Here is a 19,419-nt window from a genome sequence, read left to right as displayed (position 1 = left end):
GTTAAACACTTCTCCCCATACTCTTTCTCTCATTATCTTCTACTATAATTCGCTACATCAGCGACCATACTATCTACAAAGATATTTAAATCGATAACTTCTGTTTCTTTACTGCCGTAACGGCGGATATTAACTGTTGCATCATCCATTTCTTTATCGCCAACAACGATTTGATATGGAATTTTTTGTGTTTGAGATGCGCGGATCTTATAGCCCATTTTCTCATTACGATCATCTACTTCGATACGTAAGCCTTGTTCTTGCAGACGTTTTTTTACTTCATAAGCATAATCTGAATGTGCCTCAACGGATACAGGAATAATGGTTGCTTGAATCGGTGCCAACCAAGTTGGGAAAGCGCCTTTGTACACTTCAGTCAAGTAAGCCACAAAACGTTCCATAGTCGAAACGATCCCTCTGTGGATAACCAACGGACGATGTGTATTTTCGCCATCTTCTCCTACATAAGTCAAATCAAAACGTTCTGGTAAAAGGGCATCGATTTGAATTGTAGAGAGTGTTTCTTCCATCCCTAATGCCGTTTTCACTTGAACATCAAGCTTAGGACCATAAAAAGCTGCTTCACCTTCTGCTTCAAAATAATCAATTCCGGCTTCATCAGCGGCTTCTTTGATCATTGTTTGAGATCTTTCCCACATTGCATCATCATCAAAATATTTTTCTTTGTTATTAGGATCTCTTAAGCTTAAACGGAAACGATAATCTGTCACATCAAAATCAGCGTAAACTTCTACCATTAATTTCAATGTACGTAAGAATTCTTCTTTGATTTGATCTGGACGAACAAAAGTATGCCCATCATTCAATGTCATTTCACGTACACGTTGTAATCCGGACAATGCTCCAGATTTTTCATAACGGTGCATCATACCAAGTTCTGCAATTCTAATCGGCAGTTCACGGTAGCTGTGGATATCATTTTTATAAACCATCATGTGATGTGGACAGTTCATTGGACGAAGAACTAACATTTCGCCATCCCCCATATCCATTGGTGGGAACATATCTTCATGATAGTGATCCCAGTGACCAGATCTCTTATAAAACTCAACATTCGCCATGATAGGTGTATACACATGTTGATACCCTAAGCTGATCTCTTTATCTGTGATATAACGTTCAATAGTGCGGCGGATTGTTGCGCCTTTTGGCAACCAAAATGGTAAACCAGAACCAACATCTGGATTAAGCATGAATAAGTCAAGCTCTTTCCCTAGTTTACGGTGATCACGTTCTTTGGCTTCTTCACGCATTTTGATAAATTCTTTCAAATCTTTTTTGTCGAAGAACGCAGTTCCGTAAATCCGTTGCATCATTTGATTGTTCGAATTTCCTCTCCAGTAAGCCCCAGCTACTGATAATAATTTGAAGACTTGAATACGTCCAGTAGATGGTACATGAACACCACGGCACAAATCAACGAAATCCCCTTGATCATACACTGTAATGATTTCATCTTCTGGAAGCTCTGAAATCAATTCAACTTTATAAGGATCATCTGCAAATAATTCTAACGCTTCGTTCTTTGAAACAACTTTACGAACGATTGGATTATTTTCTTTGACGATTTTCATCATTTCAGCTTCAATAGCAGGTAAATCTTCAGCTGTGATTTGGTTTTCCCCATTATCAGTATCATAATAAAAACCTGAATCAATTGCTGGTCCTACACCAAATTTGATTTTTGGGAATAAACGACGTAATGCATTCGCCATTAAGTGAGCAGATGAATGACGTAAAATTTGTAGAGCATCCTCATGATCTGGTGTTACGATTTCGATTTTTCCATCCTCCTCGATTGGACGATCTAAATCTATTAATGTACCATTGAATTTCCCTGCTAATGCTTTTTTAGCTAAACTGTTACTAATACTTTTAGCGATGTCTAACGTTGACGAACCAGTCTCAAATTCTTTGACTGCACCATCTGGAAAAGTAATCTTGATTGACATTTTTGTTTCCTCCTTTAGTAGATTATGATTGAAAAAGATTGTTTATTCACTTTATTTTAGTCAACTTTTGTATTTTACAAAAAATGCAAAAAGTCCTAGTATCCGAATTAAATCAGATACTAGGACGAAAAGTTCGTGGTTCCACCTATTTTTAAACACAGCAAACAGCCATGTTCCTCAAGCGTGCTAACGGTACGACCGCCTCTGCTTCAACAAAGGTTGGAAAAAGTGGTCATTCCTTGCGCGGGTCTGGAAAATTTTCAGCCAAGATTTCCCTCTCTAAAAGACTGCTTACAAGTTCAGTTGTCTTTCTCATCAATCATTTATGTGTTAATTTAAACACTTCTTCAAATAAAAAGCAAGTATTTCTTAAAAATGATTATTTTTTCCATTGGCCACCTTGTGCATAACGGTCTTTTTTCATCTCGTTTACAATAACATGAATATTCTCTTGAGGTGCTCCTGTATTTCTGGATACCACTTCCGTGATTTCTTTTACCATGTTCGTTAGTTGCTCTTCGCTTCGTCCTTCAATTAATTCAACATGAATAAATGGCATAATTTCTCCTCCGTTTACTTTTTCTAATTTATAATTTAATGATACCACGTTCTTTAACAATCTATTTATTTTTTCGCATCCAAACTAAATATTGAAGCATCTTGATTCATAAATATGTTTTGACCATGATAAAACGTTCTACTAGAGACTGATTTAAACCCAGCTTTTTCTACCTGTTTTCTAAGTTCAATCTGAGAAAAGCCATTATGTACTTTTTCATGATTGATTTTTTCATTTTTATCAAAATCAACAACAACTAATTGTCCCTCTGCATTCAGTGCTTGATATAATGATTTCAGCAAATCGTGTGGATCAGGAACATGCAAAAAAACTAGAGAAACAACTATCAAATCTGCTTTTAAATTCATGGTGTTTCCATTTGAAAAACTACCTACTATCGTTTTAGCATTTGTTTGATTCATTTGCTCGATTTTTTGATCGACGACATGAATCATTTCTTTAGATGAATCTACAAATAAAATTTTCTCAAAAGCATCTGCGATTTGTAAGCCAATCAGTCCCGTACCACAGCCATAATCAAGTGCGTTTTTGCCCTTAGTATCTTCTAGTTTTGTTTTGATTTCTTTTGTGATAACATCTGCTAACTCTAATTGTTTAAGAAAATCGTAATGTTGCGCGATCTGATCAAAAACAGTCATAGTTTACTTCCTCTCTTTGAATACTCTTCTCTAATAAAAAAGAAGCCCGTTCGGACTTCTTTTTTATTATTTTTAAGCTGGTTCACCATAATCAACTGGTTTATCGAATTCTCCAGGTGCATCGTCATAGATATGTCCATAAACGATTACTGGCATTCCTGCATAAGAACCATTGAAGATTTGAGCAGCAGCTGCTCCAGGTGTATTAATACAACCATTACTACCAAAGTTTGTTTTATACGCTTCTTTATTTCCGAAATATTCTGCTTTATAATCAGCATCATGAATTCCGATTTGTGTCACCACACCGCCGAAACTCTTCAATGGCATCCAATATTTTACTGGTACACTATATTTTGAGCCATCAAGCATTTCACCTTCTAATTTTGTATCTGTATCTTTGTACAAAATCGTGTGGAAACCAGGAACAGTTGCTGTACCTTTATTGTAACGGCCAGTTATCACATCTGTTTCAACGACTTTTACGCCGCCTTTAAAGAAGTACATTTTTTGGTCGTTTAAGTCGATTTCTACATAATCTTTATCAACTGTTGAGGATTGGTTTACATCGCCATCGATCGGTACTGTGATTGTTTCAGTATCTTTATCACTATTGATTGCTTGAACAAGTAAGTCTCTTGTTTGAGGCATGTTGATATCCCAACCGTAACTGCCATTATTTTTATACTTTGTTGTTACACCATGAACATTTTTGAAAATGATTGGTTTAAAAATTGAACCATATTTTTGATTTGTTTGTTCTACCCAAGCATAGACTTTATTGGGATCAACATTTCCACTTTCATCAATAAAGGATTGTATTTCTTCTTTAGTAAGGGCTAATTTCTCACCATTGATATCAAGTGTGATTGCTTTATTTTCTTTTTTCGACAACACGGTTAGTTTTTCTTGCAGCCCTTTGTCGTCTTTGGTGATCGCAGGTTTTTGATAAAACTGTTTTACATCATATACATAGTTGCCTTTATTAGCGTCAACATCTTTTAGTACTTGATTCATTAAAGCTTCCTTGTCAACTGTTGTTCCAGTTTGTTCCGGTACAATCTGATAATTACCATCAACTTTTTCGATTCGAGCATCTTGACTTGGTGTCCCCTCTTCAAAAGTCAATGCATTTAATTTATTTTTCAATTCTGTTTTGTAGTCTTCATTGATTGGTAATTCGATTGAACGATCCCCAATATTTTGTTTTAAATACTCTTCTGTGATTTCATATTTTTCAGGTAATTCAATTTTTTCTTCTTTATCATTCACTTTGATCACAACAGATTCAGCTTTATTCAGTTCTGCCAGTTTCTTTTTCGCGTCTTTCGCATTTAATAAACTGATATCAACACCATTTGCCTTAGCTGTGATAAAGAAATGTGATTGAAAATAGATAAGTCCACCTGTAAACACTAATGCTAAACAAATCAGCACGCCGACTACTGGGACTAACCATTTTTTCTTTTTATTATTTGAGTGATTTTTATGTTGAGGTGCCCTTGTATTTTTTTCTGAGCGGCTAACTGATTCTTCGTTTTCCATTGAGCTATCTTCCTTTTTTTATGATTTATATGCTTACTTTGATTTAATGCTTTTCCCTGTTTTAGAAATAGAATTAAAAGGTTGATTCGGAAACCTATATTTCTGAAGACCTTCAACTCTTAGAAGCTACCGTAATTTACTCCCACCGTTTATACGGATTCCATCTGATTGTTTTAAAATTTTTCTATTAGTTCTTACTTAGAACGTTTATTTTAAAGCTAGTTTAGTTAAATTTCCCTCAATCTTCAATAAATCTGCCTACATATGAGAAAAAATTCATATTTTTTATGTATAAATACTTAAATTTTAAACTTTTCTGATAAACAGGAAACAATGACCATCAAAGTTTGATACAGTGCACTTATCATTCTACCACACATCATGGAGAGGAAAAAAGACTATTTGACAATATCTTTGACAAAATTCTAATTTATTTACAATAAATTTTAAAATCACGTCCAAAGCTCACTGGTTTTATCAAAAAGATGGAATTCATTTAATGACCTATCTTAGAATCCATCGTATACTTCATGACTTTTTCAGCCGTTCTTTGTTCATAGACAAAGTGATTCTTTTGTGAAACTATCCTAGCATAATAATCAAACTGCTTTTGTAATGAAAGCAACGCAGACCACGCCAATGGAATACTAGATACATCCATCGTTTTTAAGAGCTCTTTATATTGTTTATCTGCCAAATAATCAGGCAAGTATTTGTAATTTTTCCCAACACTAAAATGATACCCCTGGTCTGCTGCAACTTGCCAAGAAAGTAAACGTAAAAGTTCTTTCCGACAGTTTTCATTTAAATAATCTACGGCATAAAACATTTCATTACGGCATAAGCCTTTAACAACATACGTACTGACCCACCAAAATTCATTACAACAATCTGAAAATTCTGCTTGGCTAGGACGTTTGATCCAATAATCTTGATCGGTCGATTCTATTAATTTAGGTAGTAATTGTTCTTTATCTAATAAAATCTCAGCTAAACAATCCCCTTCATTCCAAGTATTTGCCTGCTCCTTTGGACAAAGTGTCAGATCGATTCGATTGCCATCTTCAAATAACATTAAATAAGTAAATCTTCCGTTTCCTGTTGGTGGAAACAAAACCATCTCTTCTGGTGTCTGCATAATCAAACGAGGACCAAATCTATCGATCCATGATGGGTCATTGATAAATGATTGTACTGACTCCACTATATAAACAATATCATAATCCTGAAACAAATCTTTTGGCACTTTTTTATTGGTCCGTGAACCATTCATCCCCACGGCCAATACTCTAGGATCATTTTTTGCTGTATCTAAAATCACTTGGAACATCTCTTCTTCTGTTCTCATGCTGCACCTCTAATTTTTTCTCTTAGATAGAGTATAAGATAAATTAGACTACTATGTTATACTTTCTCTTAAAAACGTTAAAAAAACTTTAAAAAAGAAGCCACGATCACTATTCAATTTGTTTATCTACTACACTTGATAAGAAAGGTTGTGGTGTTATGAAATGGGTGAAACGAATTATGTTGATTATTATAGGTTTAGGAATTATTTACGCAGGTCTCGTTCTTTTCCTGATTTTAAGCGGAACAAAAGATCAACCAACAGCAACACCTGATACTGTACTGATTTTAGGCGCTCAAGTAAAAGGCACCTCAAAAGACAATGCTTATCCAAGTACCGTATTAAAAGAAAGACTAGATGCAGCAATTCCTTATTTAAAAGAGCATCCAACAGCCATAGCTATTGTTTGCGGAGGTAAAGGATCTGATGAACCTGATAGCGAGGCTAATGTAATGGCAGAATATCTAAGAGCTAATGGGATTTCACAAAAGCAAATTTTGACTGAAGATACATCTACACGTACGAAAGAAAATATTCAAAATGCACAAGAGAAACAAACCCTAGGAAATACCGTTATTGTTACAAGTGACTTTCATATGTACCGCTCAAAGTTGTTAGCAAAACGGCTAGGAATTACTGAATTAAGTGGACTCCCCGCAGTTTCTAAATCTTCAGCTAGATTTAAAACATATGTGAGGGAAGTTGTTGCTTTAGGATATGGTTTACTTTTTGACCATTGATTTTGCAGGTAAGTATAAGTCTCAATAACATAGATTGTTTATTTGACTCTCTGAAACAGCATATTTCAGTTCTTTTCCTATCCTTTTGAGAAAGCCGGGAAAAAAGCTAAAGATGTTATTCTCCTAGAGGTTGGAAAGAAGTGTTTAACACCGAGGAACAAATAGGTATTGTGCACTATCGGTTCATTATATTCACTGTGTTTTACAACAATTCCAGCTTATTTCCGAAGCCTTCAAAATTTAGTATTTTAGCACTTAGAATTTGATGTGATTGAAGCGAAGCGTAGTAGTTGCTTCTGCTTCAACCGTTGTTTTAGATTCCTAGAGGCTGAGATATGACTAGTCGCGTTATTTCTTAGCCTCTAGATTCTTTTTTAGTTTCTCATATTTTTCCTGTTTTTTTTTTTATTTTTTGATTAAAATAGAAAATGGTTCCTAAAATCACTGATAGGATCACCGCTCCTATTCCAACAACAACTGTCAAAGAAAACTGATTCTTGTAATCTGGAGGTAAGTTGGTAGCAGTCGCATTATATTTTTTAGCTTCTTTTTCCTTTATTTCGAACTTTCTTTCCCATGACCAATCTTTATATCCATCATTCACTTTAACCTTAACTATATAATTCCCCGCAACAAAAGGTTGTTCCTTTAAATCGATTTTATAATTGAAATTTGTATTCGGCGCCATCGTTAAGGATTCTTGATGATTTTCATAGCGAGGTTTTGTTTCATCTTCATAATAAAGTTTTGCATCCACTTGTAGTTTTTTGATCATTGCAGCTTTTTTATTTTGAATATTCATAATAACTGCATTATTACCATTTAGTTGTGTCACTTTTACTTCATTTAACGCTAATTCCGGTCTAATTTCCATATCTGTCTCACTTAGTAAAACACCCACAACATAAGAAAAACGATTACCAACCGCCAAAGACCCCTCACTCCTTGCTTCTTTTTCTTCTTTTTGCTCGAAATAAAGTCCCCCTAGAACATATCCATCAAAAGAAGCTTTTGGAATATTTATGACGCATTCAACTATTTTATTGGATTTTTTTGGCAGAACAATCTCTTTAGGAATCGAGGCGATTTCATTGAATGTAAAAACTGCTGACGAATCCTTTTTTGCATCACTATAAGAGTAATCAACAATACCATTATCATTTGTGATCGCTGTATTAGCGGAAGCATAAACGATAATATCTTCGGCTGTATCATTTGTTAGCTCCACATTAAGCGTTTGGGTCTCACCTGGCATTACTCTTAAATCGAAATAACTAATTTCCTTACTACGTTGGTTGTCCGGTAAAATGGCTTTAACACTAAAATCGATTTCACTAGCATGACCGACTGACCCAATAATCAATGATAGCAATGAAAAAATAATAGTAACCAAAATTTCAGATAACTTTTTATCCATCATCAAAACTCCTTTAAGACTCCTTAGAATTATACTGAAAAGAACACTATTCATAAAAAAACAGGTTCTTCTCAGCATATCAACCTTATAATCACCCAATGTAAATCACCAAATCAGGTAACTTATCTATTACAAGGGACTATCGTTCAATGTCCAAGTAAGTGTAGTCTTGTATTGATTATTTGCAACTTTTGTTGTTGCATTAGGCACGGTCAATTTAGCGCCTTGAGCCGCTCCAGCTCCTGATCCAAATGCAAGTGTCCAAGTTCCCATACCTGTAGAAAGCGCTACCGTAGCTACAGGAGAAGAAGCGGTGCCAGTGCGATCAATTCAGTAGAGTTTGGTGTTGCAGCTATTAAACTCATTTAAGCATTCGTTAACATAGCTGGTGTGCTATCCGCTGTTTGACATTGACCATTTTGCTTAACCGTTAGTTTCCATCCAAGGTTTAACCCACACTTGTCTGTTACTTAAGCATAGTTAGGAACATTAATCAACGTAGAAAGTGAATTTTCAACTTGATCCAGCTGAGCATAATAAGTAGCATCTGTCGTTTGAATCACTTTCGTACCAAAATGAAAATTAGATACATAATCCAAACTCAATGGTCCAACTGTTCCCGGTTGATGAGGGTCATTTGGATTAGGAGTAACAGGCGAAGTAGTATCCGTTGGATTGATGGGCGGTGTTATGGTTGTATCTTGTGAGAAACTAATATCTGCATTTGGTGTCAAAGAACCTACGATCTCTTTTATGTTTACGTCCTTCTTTCAATGTTTTATTTTAACTTCTTATTTTTGTAAGAAGTTAAAGCTAAATTATAAAGGAGCATCTGATAATATCCATTGCAGTTGTGCTGTATATGATTCATTTACATTGATATTTACGCTAGGAGTAAGATTTAAAAACACACCATTTTGCTGATTCCACGAGATAACGACATTGTTATTATCAGGAGAAGTATATGCAAAAGCTTCTGAAGCAATGCTCGTTATTGGCGCATTTTGTCCATTTTTCCGATAAATAAACGCTTGATTGATTGTTTTATTTGTTGTTGTGGATTTCATCGGCTGGTTTTCTCTGACAAGTAAGTGCCACTGACTTTTGGCTACTCGACCGTCTGCCACAATCAAAGAAGTATCCACTATACTTGGACTATAAGTTGTTGTTTTCGTTGGCACAGGAATGCTTTTAAACGAAATTTGTTGTGGCGATTGAACAAAGCGTAACGTCCCGTCCCCTACTGATATCGAGTTAGCAGTATTTTTAGGCGTAAATCCTACGTTACCACCGTCGGATCCACCAATAATACTGGAAAAAGGCAACGATTGTCCAGTCATATTTTGAGCGACAACTCCTGTATACTGCAGTTTAAAACTGGTATTCGGCTGCGTAAAATTATTTATAGGGAGAGTATTTTGATAATACCAATACTGCATATTTAAATTAGAGTCTGTTAAAAGCTGTGTTCCTAAGACTGGTGTTTGTACGCCCGTATTTGAGGTTCTAATCAATGTTACTGGACTTAGTTGCGTTATTCCATTTGGAACGTAAGCTTTTAGCATCTGCTGACTCCAAGTTGCGGGCTGATTTGTCAACGTTGTGATTAATGTATAACGAATAGTTTGCCCTGTAACAACAGATGGAGCTGCTTCCCAATTTCCTTGTGCATTTAGTCTTTCAATTGTCTGTACAACTGCAATAGCTGGAGTTAGATAGGGAATTGTTTGATTGTAATTTGTGCTTGTCACTAAAACTGAACCAGTTCGGTTACTTAATCCTTGAACTGATAAACTGACAGCTTCTCCACCAGTAAACATCGGTAAATTAGAAAACTGAAAACTACCGTTTGCATTCAATGGTGTAGTGTAAATAGTTCCAGTATTTATTTGCAGTGCTACTTGATAAGTTCCTGCATTCGTTTGTACTGCAGTACCCGAAAGCTGAGTCGCACCTGCTGTTGCTATGATAGATGTCACTGGCTTGATTGGCCAACTAACAGCTTGAATAGTAGAAGATGGACTTTGGATATAATTACTTGTTGTCTTTGATTGCGCAATAATAAGTGCTGAAATACTATCACCATATTGTAAAGCTGACGCTAAAACTGTGCTGAATGTTCCAGCCGCATCAACTGGTATACTGTTAATAATTATTGGTGCAGAGGTTCCATCAGAACGTGTAATCGTCAATTGAACAGTATAAGTATACGCACTATTTTGTGTTTGTTGGATACTACCACTCACAGTCGATTGTAAATTTAGGAGTGGACTATTTAAAATAGGGGCTGTAACGTTTGGAACACCTGTCCCTATCGACATTGAAGGCAGTGCAATGACGCCTGACTGCGAAACATTTCCTAAAACTAAATTTATAATGTTCAAGCCATCCGTTGATGAACCAAATACCCCTTTAATAGGATAGTTTATGCCATTGCTTGCTGGGGGAATCGTAATGCCATTTTGATACAATGCTGCTACGTCAAAACTAAAACTAACTGCCCAGCGACTGAGACCTAATAAACTTACAACATTAGTAGGAAATGTTACATATACTGAATTATAAGTACTACTATACGCCAAAGAAAAGCCGCGTGTAGTATCGTGAATATCATACGATCTACTTCCAACTAGTGCAGCTGGAAGCGTCACAGTTCCTGTGAGTAATGATAAAAAACTCTGTTGCTTTGCTGTACTGCCATTGATTTGATTCGCTATTTCAGCTGGTAACTGGAGTATGATTAGAGGTTGTCCACCTAATGATAAATCTAGCGTAGGCGTATAAGTATATGTCATTGTGATAACAGATTGTCCATTACTTCCAGTAGCGTATGTTCCACTAAGGGCACCTGACCCTACTGTAACCAAACGTTCTTGGATGTCCCTCGTCATTTCGGACTGTCCATTATCAATTTCTTCTTCTGAAAAAACTTGATATCCATCGATTGGTAGTATGCCAAGCATCAATCCTACCAAAAATAGAAATAACCATTTACGTTTCACATTAGCGCCCCCCCATTGACTAGCGATTATTTAATAGATTCAGCTTTCAATACTATAAATAATAAAAAAATATAATTTAAAAATTATTTTATGTAAAAAAAAGGAACAAAAAAACTTATTTCGTTACATTGATTCTATACTCCGACCTAAATAAAGTAAAATATTTGCGATTGCTGTTTTATAGCAATTCGTTTAAAAATAGTGAGAGGTAAATATAAAACCTGAATCAAGTATTTGTCGAACATTTCATTTCCATTTTTCTATTGTCTTATCAAGGTTAAATTCTCAAAAATTTCGTTAAAGATCGAAATATTTGAGAATTCAAAATAAAAGTGCTATTATATTATTGTTCTTAGTTTTTTCATATTGTGTTTCCCTTCATATAGTGTGTGTATGAAGGGTTTTTTTATGCAGAAATAAAAAAGAACCCTTAATAACTAAGGATTCTCTCTTTCTTACTCACCTAAATCAACGTTATGATAAACCTTTTGAACATCATCAAGATCTTCTAAAACATCAATCATTCGTTCGAATTGCTCTAAATCTTCTCCAGTTAATTCTACGTCATTTTGTGCAATCATTTCTAATTCTGCTACTGAAAATTCTTCGATTCCTTTTTCTTTTAGCACTTCTTGCACTGCATGTAAATCTTCTGGCTCTGTATAGACAATGATTTGGCCTTCTTCTTCTGTAACATCACGAACATCAATGTCTTTTTCCATCAGATATTCAAGAATTTCATCAGCGTCATCCCCTGCAAATCCAATCACACCTGTATGGTCGAACATATAAGCTACAGCACCGCTGACCCCCATATTTCCGCCATTTTTACCAAATGCCGCACGTACATCCGAAGCTGTACGGTTTACATTATTTGTCAATGCATCCACGATGACCATTGAACCGTTTGGACCGAATCCTTCATAACGTAATTCAGAATATTGTTCATCACCAGAACCTTTGGCTTTTTCGATTGCTCGATCAATGATATGTTTTGGAACATTATATGTTTTTGCGCGCTCGATAACAAACCGTAATTTCTGATTTGCTTGAGGGTCAGGATCACCCGATTTCGCTGCTACGTAAATCTCAATTCCGAATTTTGCATAAACTCGGCTGTTATTTGCGTCTTTGGCAGCTTTTTTCTCTTTAATATTTGCCCACTTACGACCCATATTCTCACTTCGCTTTCATTCATTATTATTTTTGATTGTAGTGCCTTTCTCATTATACTTGGCAAACGGACTTTTGTTAAGTGTTTTTTGCTTTTAAGAGATACGAATTGGAAAACGACCAAAACTTTGTTCTAAAATATTAGGGTCGCCTAACTGATAAAGCTGATTGCTGCGAATATCTAATGCTAATTGAGAATTCAAACTCTTGGACACTTTTGTGATTAGAGGCAATACCAGATTCTTTTTTTCTTCTCGTAAAAACCGTTGTCCTTGCTCAGTAAATCCCAGAACTTGTAAATGACTATGATTCCAAGAATTTTCTATTTCCTGTTGTTTCACATTATTTAAAACGTATGTCGCAAGGCGCTGCAAACGAGTCCATGTATAGCGTTTTGTTTTTGCCTGTTCCATAAAAGTTTGAAAAGAGTCAGAGGTTTTAGCCGCTTCTTGTAGGCGATATTCGATGCCTTCTTTCATTTGATAAATCGTTTGTAGTTCTTTAATTGAGCTACTGATCAATTTATACTTTAATAATGGCCAATAATCTTCCCAAGAAACGTTCGGTGATTCCACCAAATCGATTGCTACTTGCTCTGGTAGTACTTGTTTGATCTGATCTAATTTTTCTGAGAACACCGCTTTTCTAATTGCAGTGGCACTAGCAAAATCTTGATATATGTTTGTGTCATGATAGCCTGCTTGTTCCCGTTTTAAAGGATATAACGTCATTGGGTTTTCATACGTAGCATTTTCTTTAGCATAACTTAATCCTAAAATATGATTAGGTGAAGAAAAATCCAAGCCACTTTTAGGATACAGTTTACGAAAAACCTCTGTCATTTGTTGCGGATAACTCATACCGTTGTTTTTAATTTGTTGATACGTTTGATCGATCTCTGTCTTGTTCATATTCACAAACTTCCCAAACAGTTCATAATCCATCTCTGTTTGGTGATCAGTGCCAAAACACACTGCATCACAATGTAACGTCTGAAGTAGCTTGATGCCACCTGCAGCAAAGTAATCTGCTGATTGTACAGCATACGCAAACGGCAATTCAATAACTAAATCGACACCATGACTCAAGGCTTCTTTGGCTCGTGTCCATTTGTCGATAATAGCAGGTTCACCTCGTTGTAAAAAATTTCCACTCATCACAGCAATTATAACATCTGCTCCACTCATTTCTCTCGCCATTTTTGCATGGTACTGATGTCCGTTATGAAAAGGATTGTATTCAACTATAATACCGCAACTTTTCATCTTTATTCTCCTTTATCCAGATCGTTTCTATTAGAGCTCCATCATACCATGTTTATTTTATTACTGAAACAAAAGAAAAATAAGCGGGCAAAACGTTGAAAAGTTCTGCTCCACTCATTTTTTAAATTATTTTTTACAAACAAAAAACCAACGTTTGCTTTCTTCTGTAGGTGCAACATCCTCGAAATCCGCATAGACTTCGACATTCATGAAACCTGCACTTTCAAGCATCATCAGATAGTTTTCCATTGTATAAGTACGTTCTTGATGTAATTCATCTTGACGGATAAATACTTCATCACTTTCATGCTCTTTTACAAAGAATGTTAGAAAGTGTTCAATACTATGCTCTTTTTCACCAGGATAACTATCCCACAAAAAGGCAAATTCTTCTGTTTGGTAATGATAACTGTATTCTGGAAACACTTTGTCTACTTGGTAAACCGAATGAACATCAAAAATAAAGACGCCTTCTTCTTCTAACGCTTGGTAGACATCGTCAAATACTTGTTGGACTTCCTGACGATTTGCCATGTAACACAGCGAATCGGAAAAACAAGTAATCGCATGGTATTGCCCCATTTCAGATAAGTCCATCATGTTCCCTTGTACAAACTGAACATGAACTTCTTCTTCAGCAGCTCGTTTACTGGCCATCATCAACATTTCTTCTGACAAATCCAATGCTGTTACTGTAAACCCAGCTTTTGCAAAATTCACAGCTAGCGCTCCAGTCCCACAAGCCATTTCCAAAACATCCATTTTTCCTTCTGGTAAATGACGTTTTGAAAATTCTAGCCACTGATCATACAAGCTATCATCCATTACTTCGTCGTAAACAAAAGCAAATGTTTCATATGCCATATTACTCGACCCAAGCGTGAAGATCAACCATTGGCGCATCTGACCAAAGTTTTTCTAAATTGTAAAATCCACGTTCTGCGGATTGAAAGACATGAACAATGATATCACCTAGGTCGATCAATACCCATTTACCGCCATCTTTTCCTTCAATACGTTTCACTTCTACATCTGCTTCTTCTTCTTTTTCAATAATTTCTTCCACAATGGCATTGATTTGACGTTCACTTGTAGCTTGGCAAATCATAAAGTAATCTGCTAAAAGTGAAATTTCATGCACATCTAAAGCGACAATTTCCTCTGCTCTTTTTGAATCTGCTGCTTTTACAGCGATTTCTAAAATCTGTTGACTATCTATGATGGTTTCCTCCCATTAGTTAATTAAAATTTTTGATTTTGTTTCTCATTCGATACTGAACAAGCTCAGTCAGCTTTTCCTTGCTCTAGCTTCTTGAGCTAGCATCTTGGAAAAAAGATGAATTCTGTTTGTGACAAATAGCGTCACTTACAGTATTCCCTATTTTTCTGTCAATGCTAACCGAGCTCAGTCAGCTTTTCTTACTACCCAATAATTATATGTTTCAATCGTCTTCGGATAAATTTTTCGTTCCTGTTCAATAAGATGCAACAATGTGTGTTTTGTTTCATATGCAACTGCTTCATCTAAATCAACCAAAGCCAATTCCCGTGCTTCTTTTACACCTGGAAAGTTTCGACCTGGTTCAATATAATCAGCGACATAAATGATTTTATCCAACAGACTCATTTTAGCCGCACCTGTCGTATGCAGACGGACTGCTTCTAAAATCTCTTCGTCATTGATTCCTAGCTCTCTTTGAACCATACTAGCACCAACAAGACCGTGCCAAATTGCATTGCCATAATTCAAAAGATCTTGATCATAACCATCCCGTTGGATAATCATTTCAAACTCTTGATCTGGACGTTCTTTCGCATAATCATGAGTCAAGGCAGCAATACTTGCCTTTTCTTTAGAAGCACCATATTTAGCTGCTAAAGCTATGGCCATTTCCTCTACACCTAAAACATGTTGAAACCGCCGTTCACTCATATGCATCTGAACTTCTTGCATCAATTCTTCGCGTTTAAACGATGTATATTGTCCGCTAAAATCCATCTACATACAGCCCCTTCTCTTCTATATAGTGTATCACACTATCAGGCAATAAGTAGCGCGTAGAACAACCATTCTTGATCTTTTCCCGAATCATTGTTGAACTAATATCCATTTGAGGAACATCCACCCAAATAATCGGATAAGTTGTGACAGTTCCATAATTTGGACGACGAATTCCTACGAAATTAGTCAATGTTAGCAATTCATCGATTTTATACCACTTTGGTAAATATTCTACCATGTCTCCGCCAATGATAAAATAGTAATCCGTATCTGGATTATTTTGTGTTAAAGCTTTCATCGTATCATAGGTATAACTTTTTCCCTTACGGAATAACTCGATGGGCTCAACAGCCAAATTATGATTGTCAGCAATCGCAAGTTCCAACATGGCTAATCGGTGTTGGCTATCGATCGTCTTTTTTTCATCCACATGAGGCGGTAAATAAGTAGGCATCAAATAAACTTTGTCCAACCCAAGCTGTTGTTGCACTTGGTCAGCCATCACTAAATGTGTCAAATGAACCGGATTAAAGTTCCCGCCTAAAATTCCTACCTGTTTACGCTTTTGAAAAAGCTCAGCTTCTTCCACAATTACTTCTGCTTTTAATGCTGCATTCGTATTTGTCCCCATTTTTCTTACCTCCAAGTTTTAAATTGCTTTAACTTCTTTAGAGATTTTTTGGTATTTTTCGTTAGATGATGGTTTAAATAAAACTAATACACGACCAATGATTTGAACGATATCACAATGGATATCTGCTTTTAACGCAACTGCCACATCTTCAGCAATCTCATCGGTATTTTGTAGTAATGTGACTTTGATCAGTTCACGTTTTTCCAAAGCTTCATTGATTTGTACAACCATCGCAGAATTCAAGCCGCCTTTACCAATTTGAAAAATTGGTTGTAAATGATGTGCTTGACTACGTAAAAAACGCTTTTGTTTTCCTCTTAATTCCACTAATTTTCCTTCTCTCTGTTCTCACTTATGATTAAATCAACGCTTTTCTTCTTAAAACATCCACGCCTTTAGGTGCCCATCCGGCAACTACACATGGTTCTGTTACCGTGATCCAACCAAGTCCAGCAAATACGATATCTGTTTTTTCTTTGATTGAAAATTCAAAACGAACTAACTCTGGAAATTCTGCTACTTCATCTGGACGCGGCGGTTGTAATAATCCGCCAACATGTTTTTCATAAAAGGCATCTGCTGTAGCTAATTTAGTGCGATGAATCGATAAATCATTTGAAACATAAGCAATAAATGAACTACGTTCCCCTTGAATAAAGTCAAATCGAGCTAAACCACCTAAAAATAATGTTTGTTCAGCGTTCAACTGATATACTTTTGGTTTGATCTCTTTTTGCGGCGCAATGATTTTTAAGTCTTTTTTACCTAAGTAATGCGCCATTTGATGGCGATGAATGATCCCTGGTGTGTCGATCAAGAAATGTCCGTCATCCAAAGGAATTTCAATTTTATCTAATGTTGTTCCTGGAAATTGAGACGTTGTAATAACATCTTGAACACCTGCAGTCTGCTTAATGATTTGATTGATTAGCGTTGATTTTCCAACATTGGTCACCCCAACCACATAAACATCCTTACCTTCACGATATTTTTCGATCGTTTCAAGTAAGTTTTCCATTTCCTGAGGTTTCTTGGCACTAGTCAACAAAACATCAACAGGACGTAAGCCTTCTTCATGCGCACGCTCCCTCATCCATTGAATCATCTTAGGTTTCTTTAATGATTTTGGTAAAATATCGACTTTATTTCCTACCATCAAAACTTGATTATCCCCAATAAATCGGTGTAAGCCAGGAATCAACGACCCATTAAAATCAAAAATATCGACAACGTTCACGATCAAAGCATCTTCTTTGCCCAATTCATTTAACAAACGTAAAAAATCATCATCCGTCAGTTGAACATCTTGAATGTCATTGTAATGTCTTAAACGAAAACAGCGTTGGCAATAAACCTCCCCTGTCTCTATGCCCTTCTCAAACGCAGCCTTTGGCGTATAACCTAGCTCATCTGGCTGTTCTGTTTGAATGATTGCACCGCAACCGATGCAATGAATTGCTTCTTGCTCGCTCATTCTAGTCCGCCTTTCCATATCATATCTGGATGTTTTTTTGCTAAATGTTTCATGATTTTCCGTTCAAAAAATCGATTGATTCTTGTATTCCATCCATCCGTATCAACAATAGGACGAACTAAAATATTTCTGATTCCTGCAGCATTTGCTCCTCTAATATCAGTCATGATCTGATCACCGACCATTACTAATTCTTCTGGTTTCATATTTAGCTTCTTTTGTGCCTCTTTAAACCCTCTAGTTGATGGCTTTAATGCTCTAGATACATAATCTAATTCAAACTTCTCAACTGCTCGTTTAATTCGGCTAGACTTATTATTTGATACTACCACAACTGGAATTCCAGCATTTTTCATTTCTAAGATCCACGTCAATAGCTCTTCTGTTCCATCAGGATTATCCCAAGCAATCAAGGTATTATCTAAATCAGTCAGAACAGCGTTGATTCCTAATTTTTTTAGTTGGTTGGGTGTGATTTTGTAAATCGCATCAACCATCCATGTTGGTTTATATTTTGAAAACATATTATCTCCTTAATAGTAAAAGAGGAGCAACATATAGGCTCCCCATTTTGTTATTCGCTTCTTGATTATACGCTATTTTTAATAAAATTTCATCTTTTTATTCTTCTGATACTCATAATCATAACTAAAAACTTTCTCTGCCGAATTAAAGTTTAAAAAAGGGTATGAGATATAACTATAAAAGTTATGTCTCATACCCCTAAAATCCAATAAACGTTACAACTAAAGAAGATACTACACTCTGATTCAACCTTATCAACTTCTATACTCTAAAGCACTATGAGTTGACAATCTCGGAAATATGCTGACGTCCAATTTTCGTAGGCCCTAGCTTATTTTTCAGATTTTAATATTTCGTCTCAGTTGTTTCTTATTTAATTATCTGATTATATTTCATTGACGAAGAAATAATCCACTGTAACATTAGGATTTGATTTTTCTACGTAAAACATGATAAACATACTTTCTTTTAGCGTTTTTGAAACATTAATCAAAGAAAGTTGAGGATCAATCTTATTCAATTTTACAGGCTGTACATTGTAAAAACCAGTCCCATTAGTATCAATTTCACCAATTTTCAATTCATATTTTGGATTTGGATTGATTGACGTCAGGATGATTGTATCCCCTTTAAAAGTTTTTAAAGCATTTGTCTGTTGAATCTCTTCTTTCGTAAATTCAGGGGTGCCAGACTTAAGAAAAGCCATTTCACTTTTTACCGGTTGACTTACAGTTGTTGCTTCTACAGATGTTCCTTGAGTGAATGCACCAAATAATAATACGCCCATTACACTTCCTAAAATAGCTAATTTTTTCATCACTTATCTTCTCCTTCTCTAATAAATTATTAACGTTTGGTCAGCTGTACCAAACTCACTCTATATTATCAAAGATATCTACAAAAAAAAGGAGAAATCGTTCTTTGTAACAGTAACTTAAACATTTAGAAATGTATGAAATTTATAACTAAATTCTCTTTTTATTTTATTACCTTTCTAAATTTAGTACGTTTGTTATATTTTAAAAAATATAGATTTTTTCTAATTTACACATAATTATTTAGTACAAATAATAACAAATAAAAACAGGGTTCAAGATATAACT

General features: G+C 35.5%; 18 protein-coding genes and 1 pseudogene. 1 reads left to right on the top strand and 18 read right to left on the bottom strand.

Annotated elements, in window-relative coordinates; translation table 11 throughout:
* Window positions 1-32 precede the first annotated feature (32 nt).
* The 5 genes from thrS to IGJ02_RS03745 form a co-directional block, all read right to left on the bottom strand.
* Window positions 33-1,973 carry a threonine--tRNA ligase gene (thrS, locus tag IGJ02_RS03765; RefSeq protein ID WP_430603350.1) on the bottom strand — a complete coding sequence of 647 codons (1,941 nt, stop codon included), beginning with the start codon at window positions 1,971-1,973 and terminating at the stop codon, window positions 33-35.
* 379 nt (window positions 1,974-2,352) lie between these two features.
* Entirely contained in the window at window positions 2,353-2,532 is a 180-nt protein-coding gene (locus tag IGJ02_RS03760) for a 2-hydroxymuconate tautomerase (protein WP_010760473.1), read from the bottom strand.
* A 65-nt stretch (window positions 2,533-2,597) separates the two neighbouring features.
* On the bottom strand, window positions 2,598-3,191 hold the full coding sequence (locus tag IGJ02_RS03755; RefSeq protein WP_430603348.1) for a class I SAM-dependent methyltransferase: 594 nt from the start codon (window positions 3,189-3,191) through the stop codon (window positions 2,598-2,600).
* 72 nt (window positions 3,192-3,263) lie between these two features.
* Complete coding sequence (locus tag IGJ02_RS03750) at window positions 3,264-4,736, bottom strand: L,D-transpeptidase family protein (protein ID WP_430603346.1); 1,473 nt, start codon at window positions 4,734-4,736, stop codon at window positions 3,264-3,266.
* A gap of 496 nt (window positions 4,737-5,232) precedes the next feature.
* Window positions 5,233-6,084 carry an aminoglycoside 6-adenylyltransferase gene (locus IGJ02_RS03745; RefSeq protein WP_430603345.1) on the bottom strand — a complete coding sequence of 284 codons (852 nt, stop codon included), beginning with the start codon at window positions 6,082-6,084 and terminating at the stop codon, window positions 5,233-5,235.
* Window positions 6,085-6,242: 158 nt separating this feature from the next.
* Here IGJ02_RS03745 and IGJ02_RS03740 point away from each other — a divergent pair, with 158 nt between their 5' ends.
* A complete protein-coding gene (locus IGJ02_RS03740) occupies window positions 6,243-6,824 on the top strand; it encodes a YdcF family protein (RefSeq protein ID WP_430603344.1) in 582 nt (193 codons plus the stop codon).
* A 382-nt stretch (window positions 6,825-7,206) separates the two neighbouring features.
* Here the strand turns inward: IGJ02_RS03740 and IGJ02_RS03735 are convergent, their stop codons facing one another.
* From IGJ02_RS03735 to IGJ02_RS03675, 13 genes and pseudogenes are all read right to left on the bottom strand, one after another.
* Complete coding sequence (locus IGJ02_RS03735) at window positions 7,207-8,241, bottom strand: DUF916 and DUF3324 domain-containing protein (protein WP_430603343.1); 1,035 nt, start codon at window positions 8,239-8,241, stop codon at window positions 7,207-7,209.
* Between the two features lie 129 nt (window positions 8,242-8,370).
* Window positions 8,371-8,984, bottom strand: a pseudogene (locus IGJ02_RS03730) (WxL domain-containing protein); the annotation flags it as partial.
* Between the two features lie 75 nt (window positions 8,985-9,059).
* Window positions 9,060-11,243, bottom strand: a complete 2,184-nt coding sequence (locus IGJ02_RS03725) for a hypothetical protein (RefSeq protein WP_430603341.1) — start codon at window positions 11,241-11,243, stop codon at window positions 9,060-9,062.
* A 455-nt stretch (window positions 11,244-11,698) separates the two neighbouring features.
* Window positions 11,699-12,418 carry a YebC/PmpR family DNA-binding transcriptional regulator gene (locus IGJ02_RS03720; RefSeq protein WP_010760465.1) on the bottom strand — a complete coding sequence of 240 codons (720 nt, stop codon included), beginning with the start codon at window positions 12,416-12,418 and terminating at the stop codon, window positions 11,699-11,701.
* Between the two features lie 93 nt (window positions 12,419-12,511).
* Window positions 12,512-13,681 carry a nucleotidyltransferase gene (locus tag IGJ02_RS03715; protein ID WP_010760464.1) on the bottom strand — a complete coding sequence of 390 codons (1,170 nt, stop codon included), beginning with the start codon at window positions 13,679-13,681 and terminating at the stop codon, window positions 12,512-12,514.
* Between the two features lie 126 nt (window positions 13,682-13,807).
* Window positions 13,808-14,545, bottom strand: coding sequence for a class I SAM-dependent DNA methyltransferase (locus IGJ02_RS03710; protein ID WP_034682967.1), 738 nt, complete (start codon window positions 14,543-14,545; stop codon window positions 13,808-13,810).
* 1 nt (window position 14,546) lies between these two features.
* Window positions 14,547-14,885 (bottom strand): ribosome silencing factor, encoded by a 339-nt coding sequence (rsfS, locus tag IGJ02_RS03705; protein ID WP_034682970.1) that lies wholly within the window; start codon window positions 14,883-14,885, stop codon window positions 14,547-14,549.
* A gap of 201 nt (window positions 14,886-15,086) precedes the next feature.
* Entirely contained in the window at window positions 15,087-15,680 is a 594-nt protein-coding gene (gene yqeK / locus IGJ02_RS03700) for a bis(5'-nucleosyl)-tetraphosphatase (symmetrical) YqeK (protein WP_430603339.1), read from the bottom strand.
* Window positions 15,670-16,314 carry a nicotinate-nucleotide adenylyltransferase gene (locus IGJ02_RS03695; RefSeq protein ID WP_430603337.1) on the bottom strand — a complete coding sequence of 215 codons (645 nt, stop codon included), beginning with the start codon at window positions 16,312-16,314 and terminating at the stop codon, window positions 15,670-15,672. Before IGJ02_RS03695 ends, yqeK begins: the two co-directional genes overlap by 11 nt.
* An 18-nt stretch (window positions 16,315-16,332) precedes the next feature.
* On the bottom strand, window positions 16,333-16,644 hold the full coding sequence (gene yhbY / locus IGJ02_RS03690; RefSeq protein ID WP_010760459.1) for a ribosome assembly RNA-binding protein YhbY: 312 nt from the start codon (window positions 16,642-16,644) through the stop codon (window positions 16,333-16,335).
* Window positions 16,645-16,675: 31 nt separating this feature from the next.
* Window positions 16,676-17,791, bottom strand: coding sequence for a ribosome biogenesis GTPase YqeH (gene yqeH / locus IGJ02_RS03685; RefSeq protein WP_430603335.1), 1,116 nt, complete (start codon window positions 17,789-17,791; stop codon window positions 16,676-16,678).
* Entirely contained in the window at window positions 17,788-18,315 is a 528-nt protein-coding gene (locus tag IGJ02_RS03680; RefSeq protein WP_010760457.1) for a YqeG family HAD IIIA-type phosphatase, read from the bottom strand. Before IGJ02_RS03680 ends, yqeH begins: the two co-directional genes overlap by 4 nt.
* Window positions 18,316-18,701: 386 nt before the next feature.
* Window positions 18,702-19,133, bottom strand: coding sequence for a hypothetical protein (locus IGJ02_RS03675; protein ID WP_010760456.1), 432 nt, complete (start codon window positions 19,131-19,133; stop codon window positions 18,702-18,704).
* Between the last annotated feature and the right edge of the window lie 286 nt (window positions 19,134-19,419).

The sequence above is a fragment of the Enterococcus sp. DIV0724b genome (assembly GCF_050531475.1).
GTDB classification, from domain to species: Bacteria; Bacillota; Bacilli; order Lactobacillales; family Enterococcaceae; genus Enterococcus_L; species Enterococcus_L haemoperoxidus.
The sequence above is the reverse complement of the archived record's forward strand: the minus strand, read 5'-3'. Positions and strand labels throughout refer to the sequence as shown.

What these genes read in the sequence shown, in the direction of transcription:
- IGJ02_RS03675 (WP_010760456.1), bottom strand. Translation starts at nt 19,133, where the DNA reads ATGAAAAAATTAGCTATTTTAGGAAGTGTAATGGGCGTATTATTATTT.
- yqeK (WP_430603339.1), bottom strand. Translation starts at nt 15,680, where the DNA reads ATGGATTTTAGCGGACAATATACATCGTTTAAACGCGAAGAATTGATG.
- IGJ02_RS03760 (WP_010760473.1), bottom strand. Translation starts at nt 2,532, where the DNA reads ATGCCATTTATTCATGTTGAATTAATTGAAGGACGAAGCGAAGAGCAA.
- IGJ02_RS03720 (WP_010760465.1), bottom strand. Translation starts at nt 12,418, where the DNA reads ATGGGTCGTAAGTGGGCAAATATTAAAGAGAAAAAAGCTGCCAAAGAC.
- thrS (WP_430603350.1), bottom strand. Translation starts at nt 1,973, where the DNA reads ATGTCAATCAAGATTACTTTTCCAGATGGTGCAGTCAAAGAATTTGAG.
- IGJ02_RS03710 (WP_034682967.1), bottom strand. Translation starts at nt 14,545, where the DNA reads ATGGCATATGAAACATTTGCTTTTGTTTACGACGAAGTAATGGATGAT.
- yqeH (WP_430603335.1), bottom strand. Translation starts at nt 17,791, where the DNA reads ATGAGCGAGCAAGAAGCAATTCATTGCATCGGTTGCGGTGCAATCATT.
- IGJ02_RS03745 (WP_430603345.1), bottom strand. Translation starts at nt 6,084, where the DNA reads ATGAGAACAGAAGAAGAGATGTTCCAAGTGATTTTAGATACAGCAAAA.
- IGJ02_RS03735 (WP_430603343.1), bottom strand. Translation starts at nt 8,241, where the DNA reads ATGGATAAAAAGTTATCTGAAATTTTGGTTACTATTATTTTTTCATTG.
- IGJ02_RS03680 (WP_010760457.1), bottom strand. Translation starts at nt 18,315, where the DNA reads ATGTTTTCAAAATATAAACCAACATGGATGGTTGATGCGATTTACAAA.
- IGJ02_RS03715 (WP_010760464.1), bottom strand. Translation starts at nt 13,681, where the DNA reads ATGAAAAGTTGCGGTATTATAGTTGAATACAATCCTTTTCATAACGGA.
- IGJ02_RS03740 (WP_430603344.1), top strand. Translation starts at nt 6,243, where the DNA reads ATGAAATGGGTGAAACGAATTATGTTGATTATTATAGGTTTAGGAATT.
- IGJ02_RS03695 (WP_430603337.1), bottom strand. Translation starts at nt 16,314, where the DNA reads ATGGGGACAAATACGAATGCAGCATTAAAAGCAGAAGTAATTGTGGAA.
- IGJ02_RS03755 (WP_430603348.1), bottom strand. Translation starts at nt 3,191, where the DNA reads ATGACTGTTTTTGATCAGATCGCGCAACATTACGATTTTCTTAAACAA.
- IGJ02_RS03750 (WP_430603346.1), bottom strand. Translation starts at nt 4,736, where the DNA reads ATGGAAAACGAAGAATCAGTTAGCCGCTCAGAAAAAAATACAAGGGCA.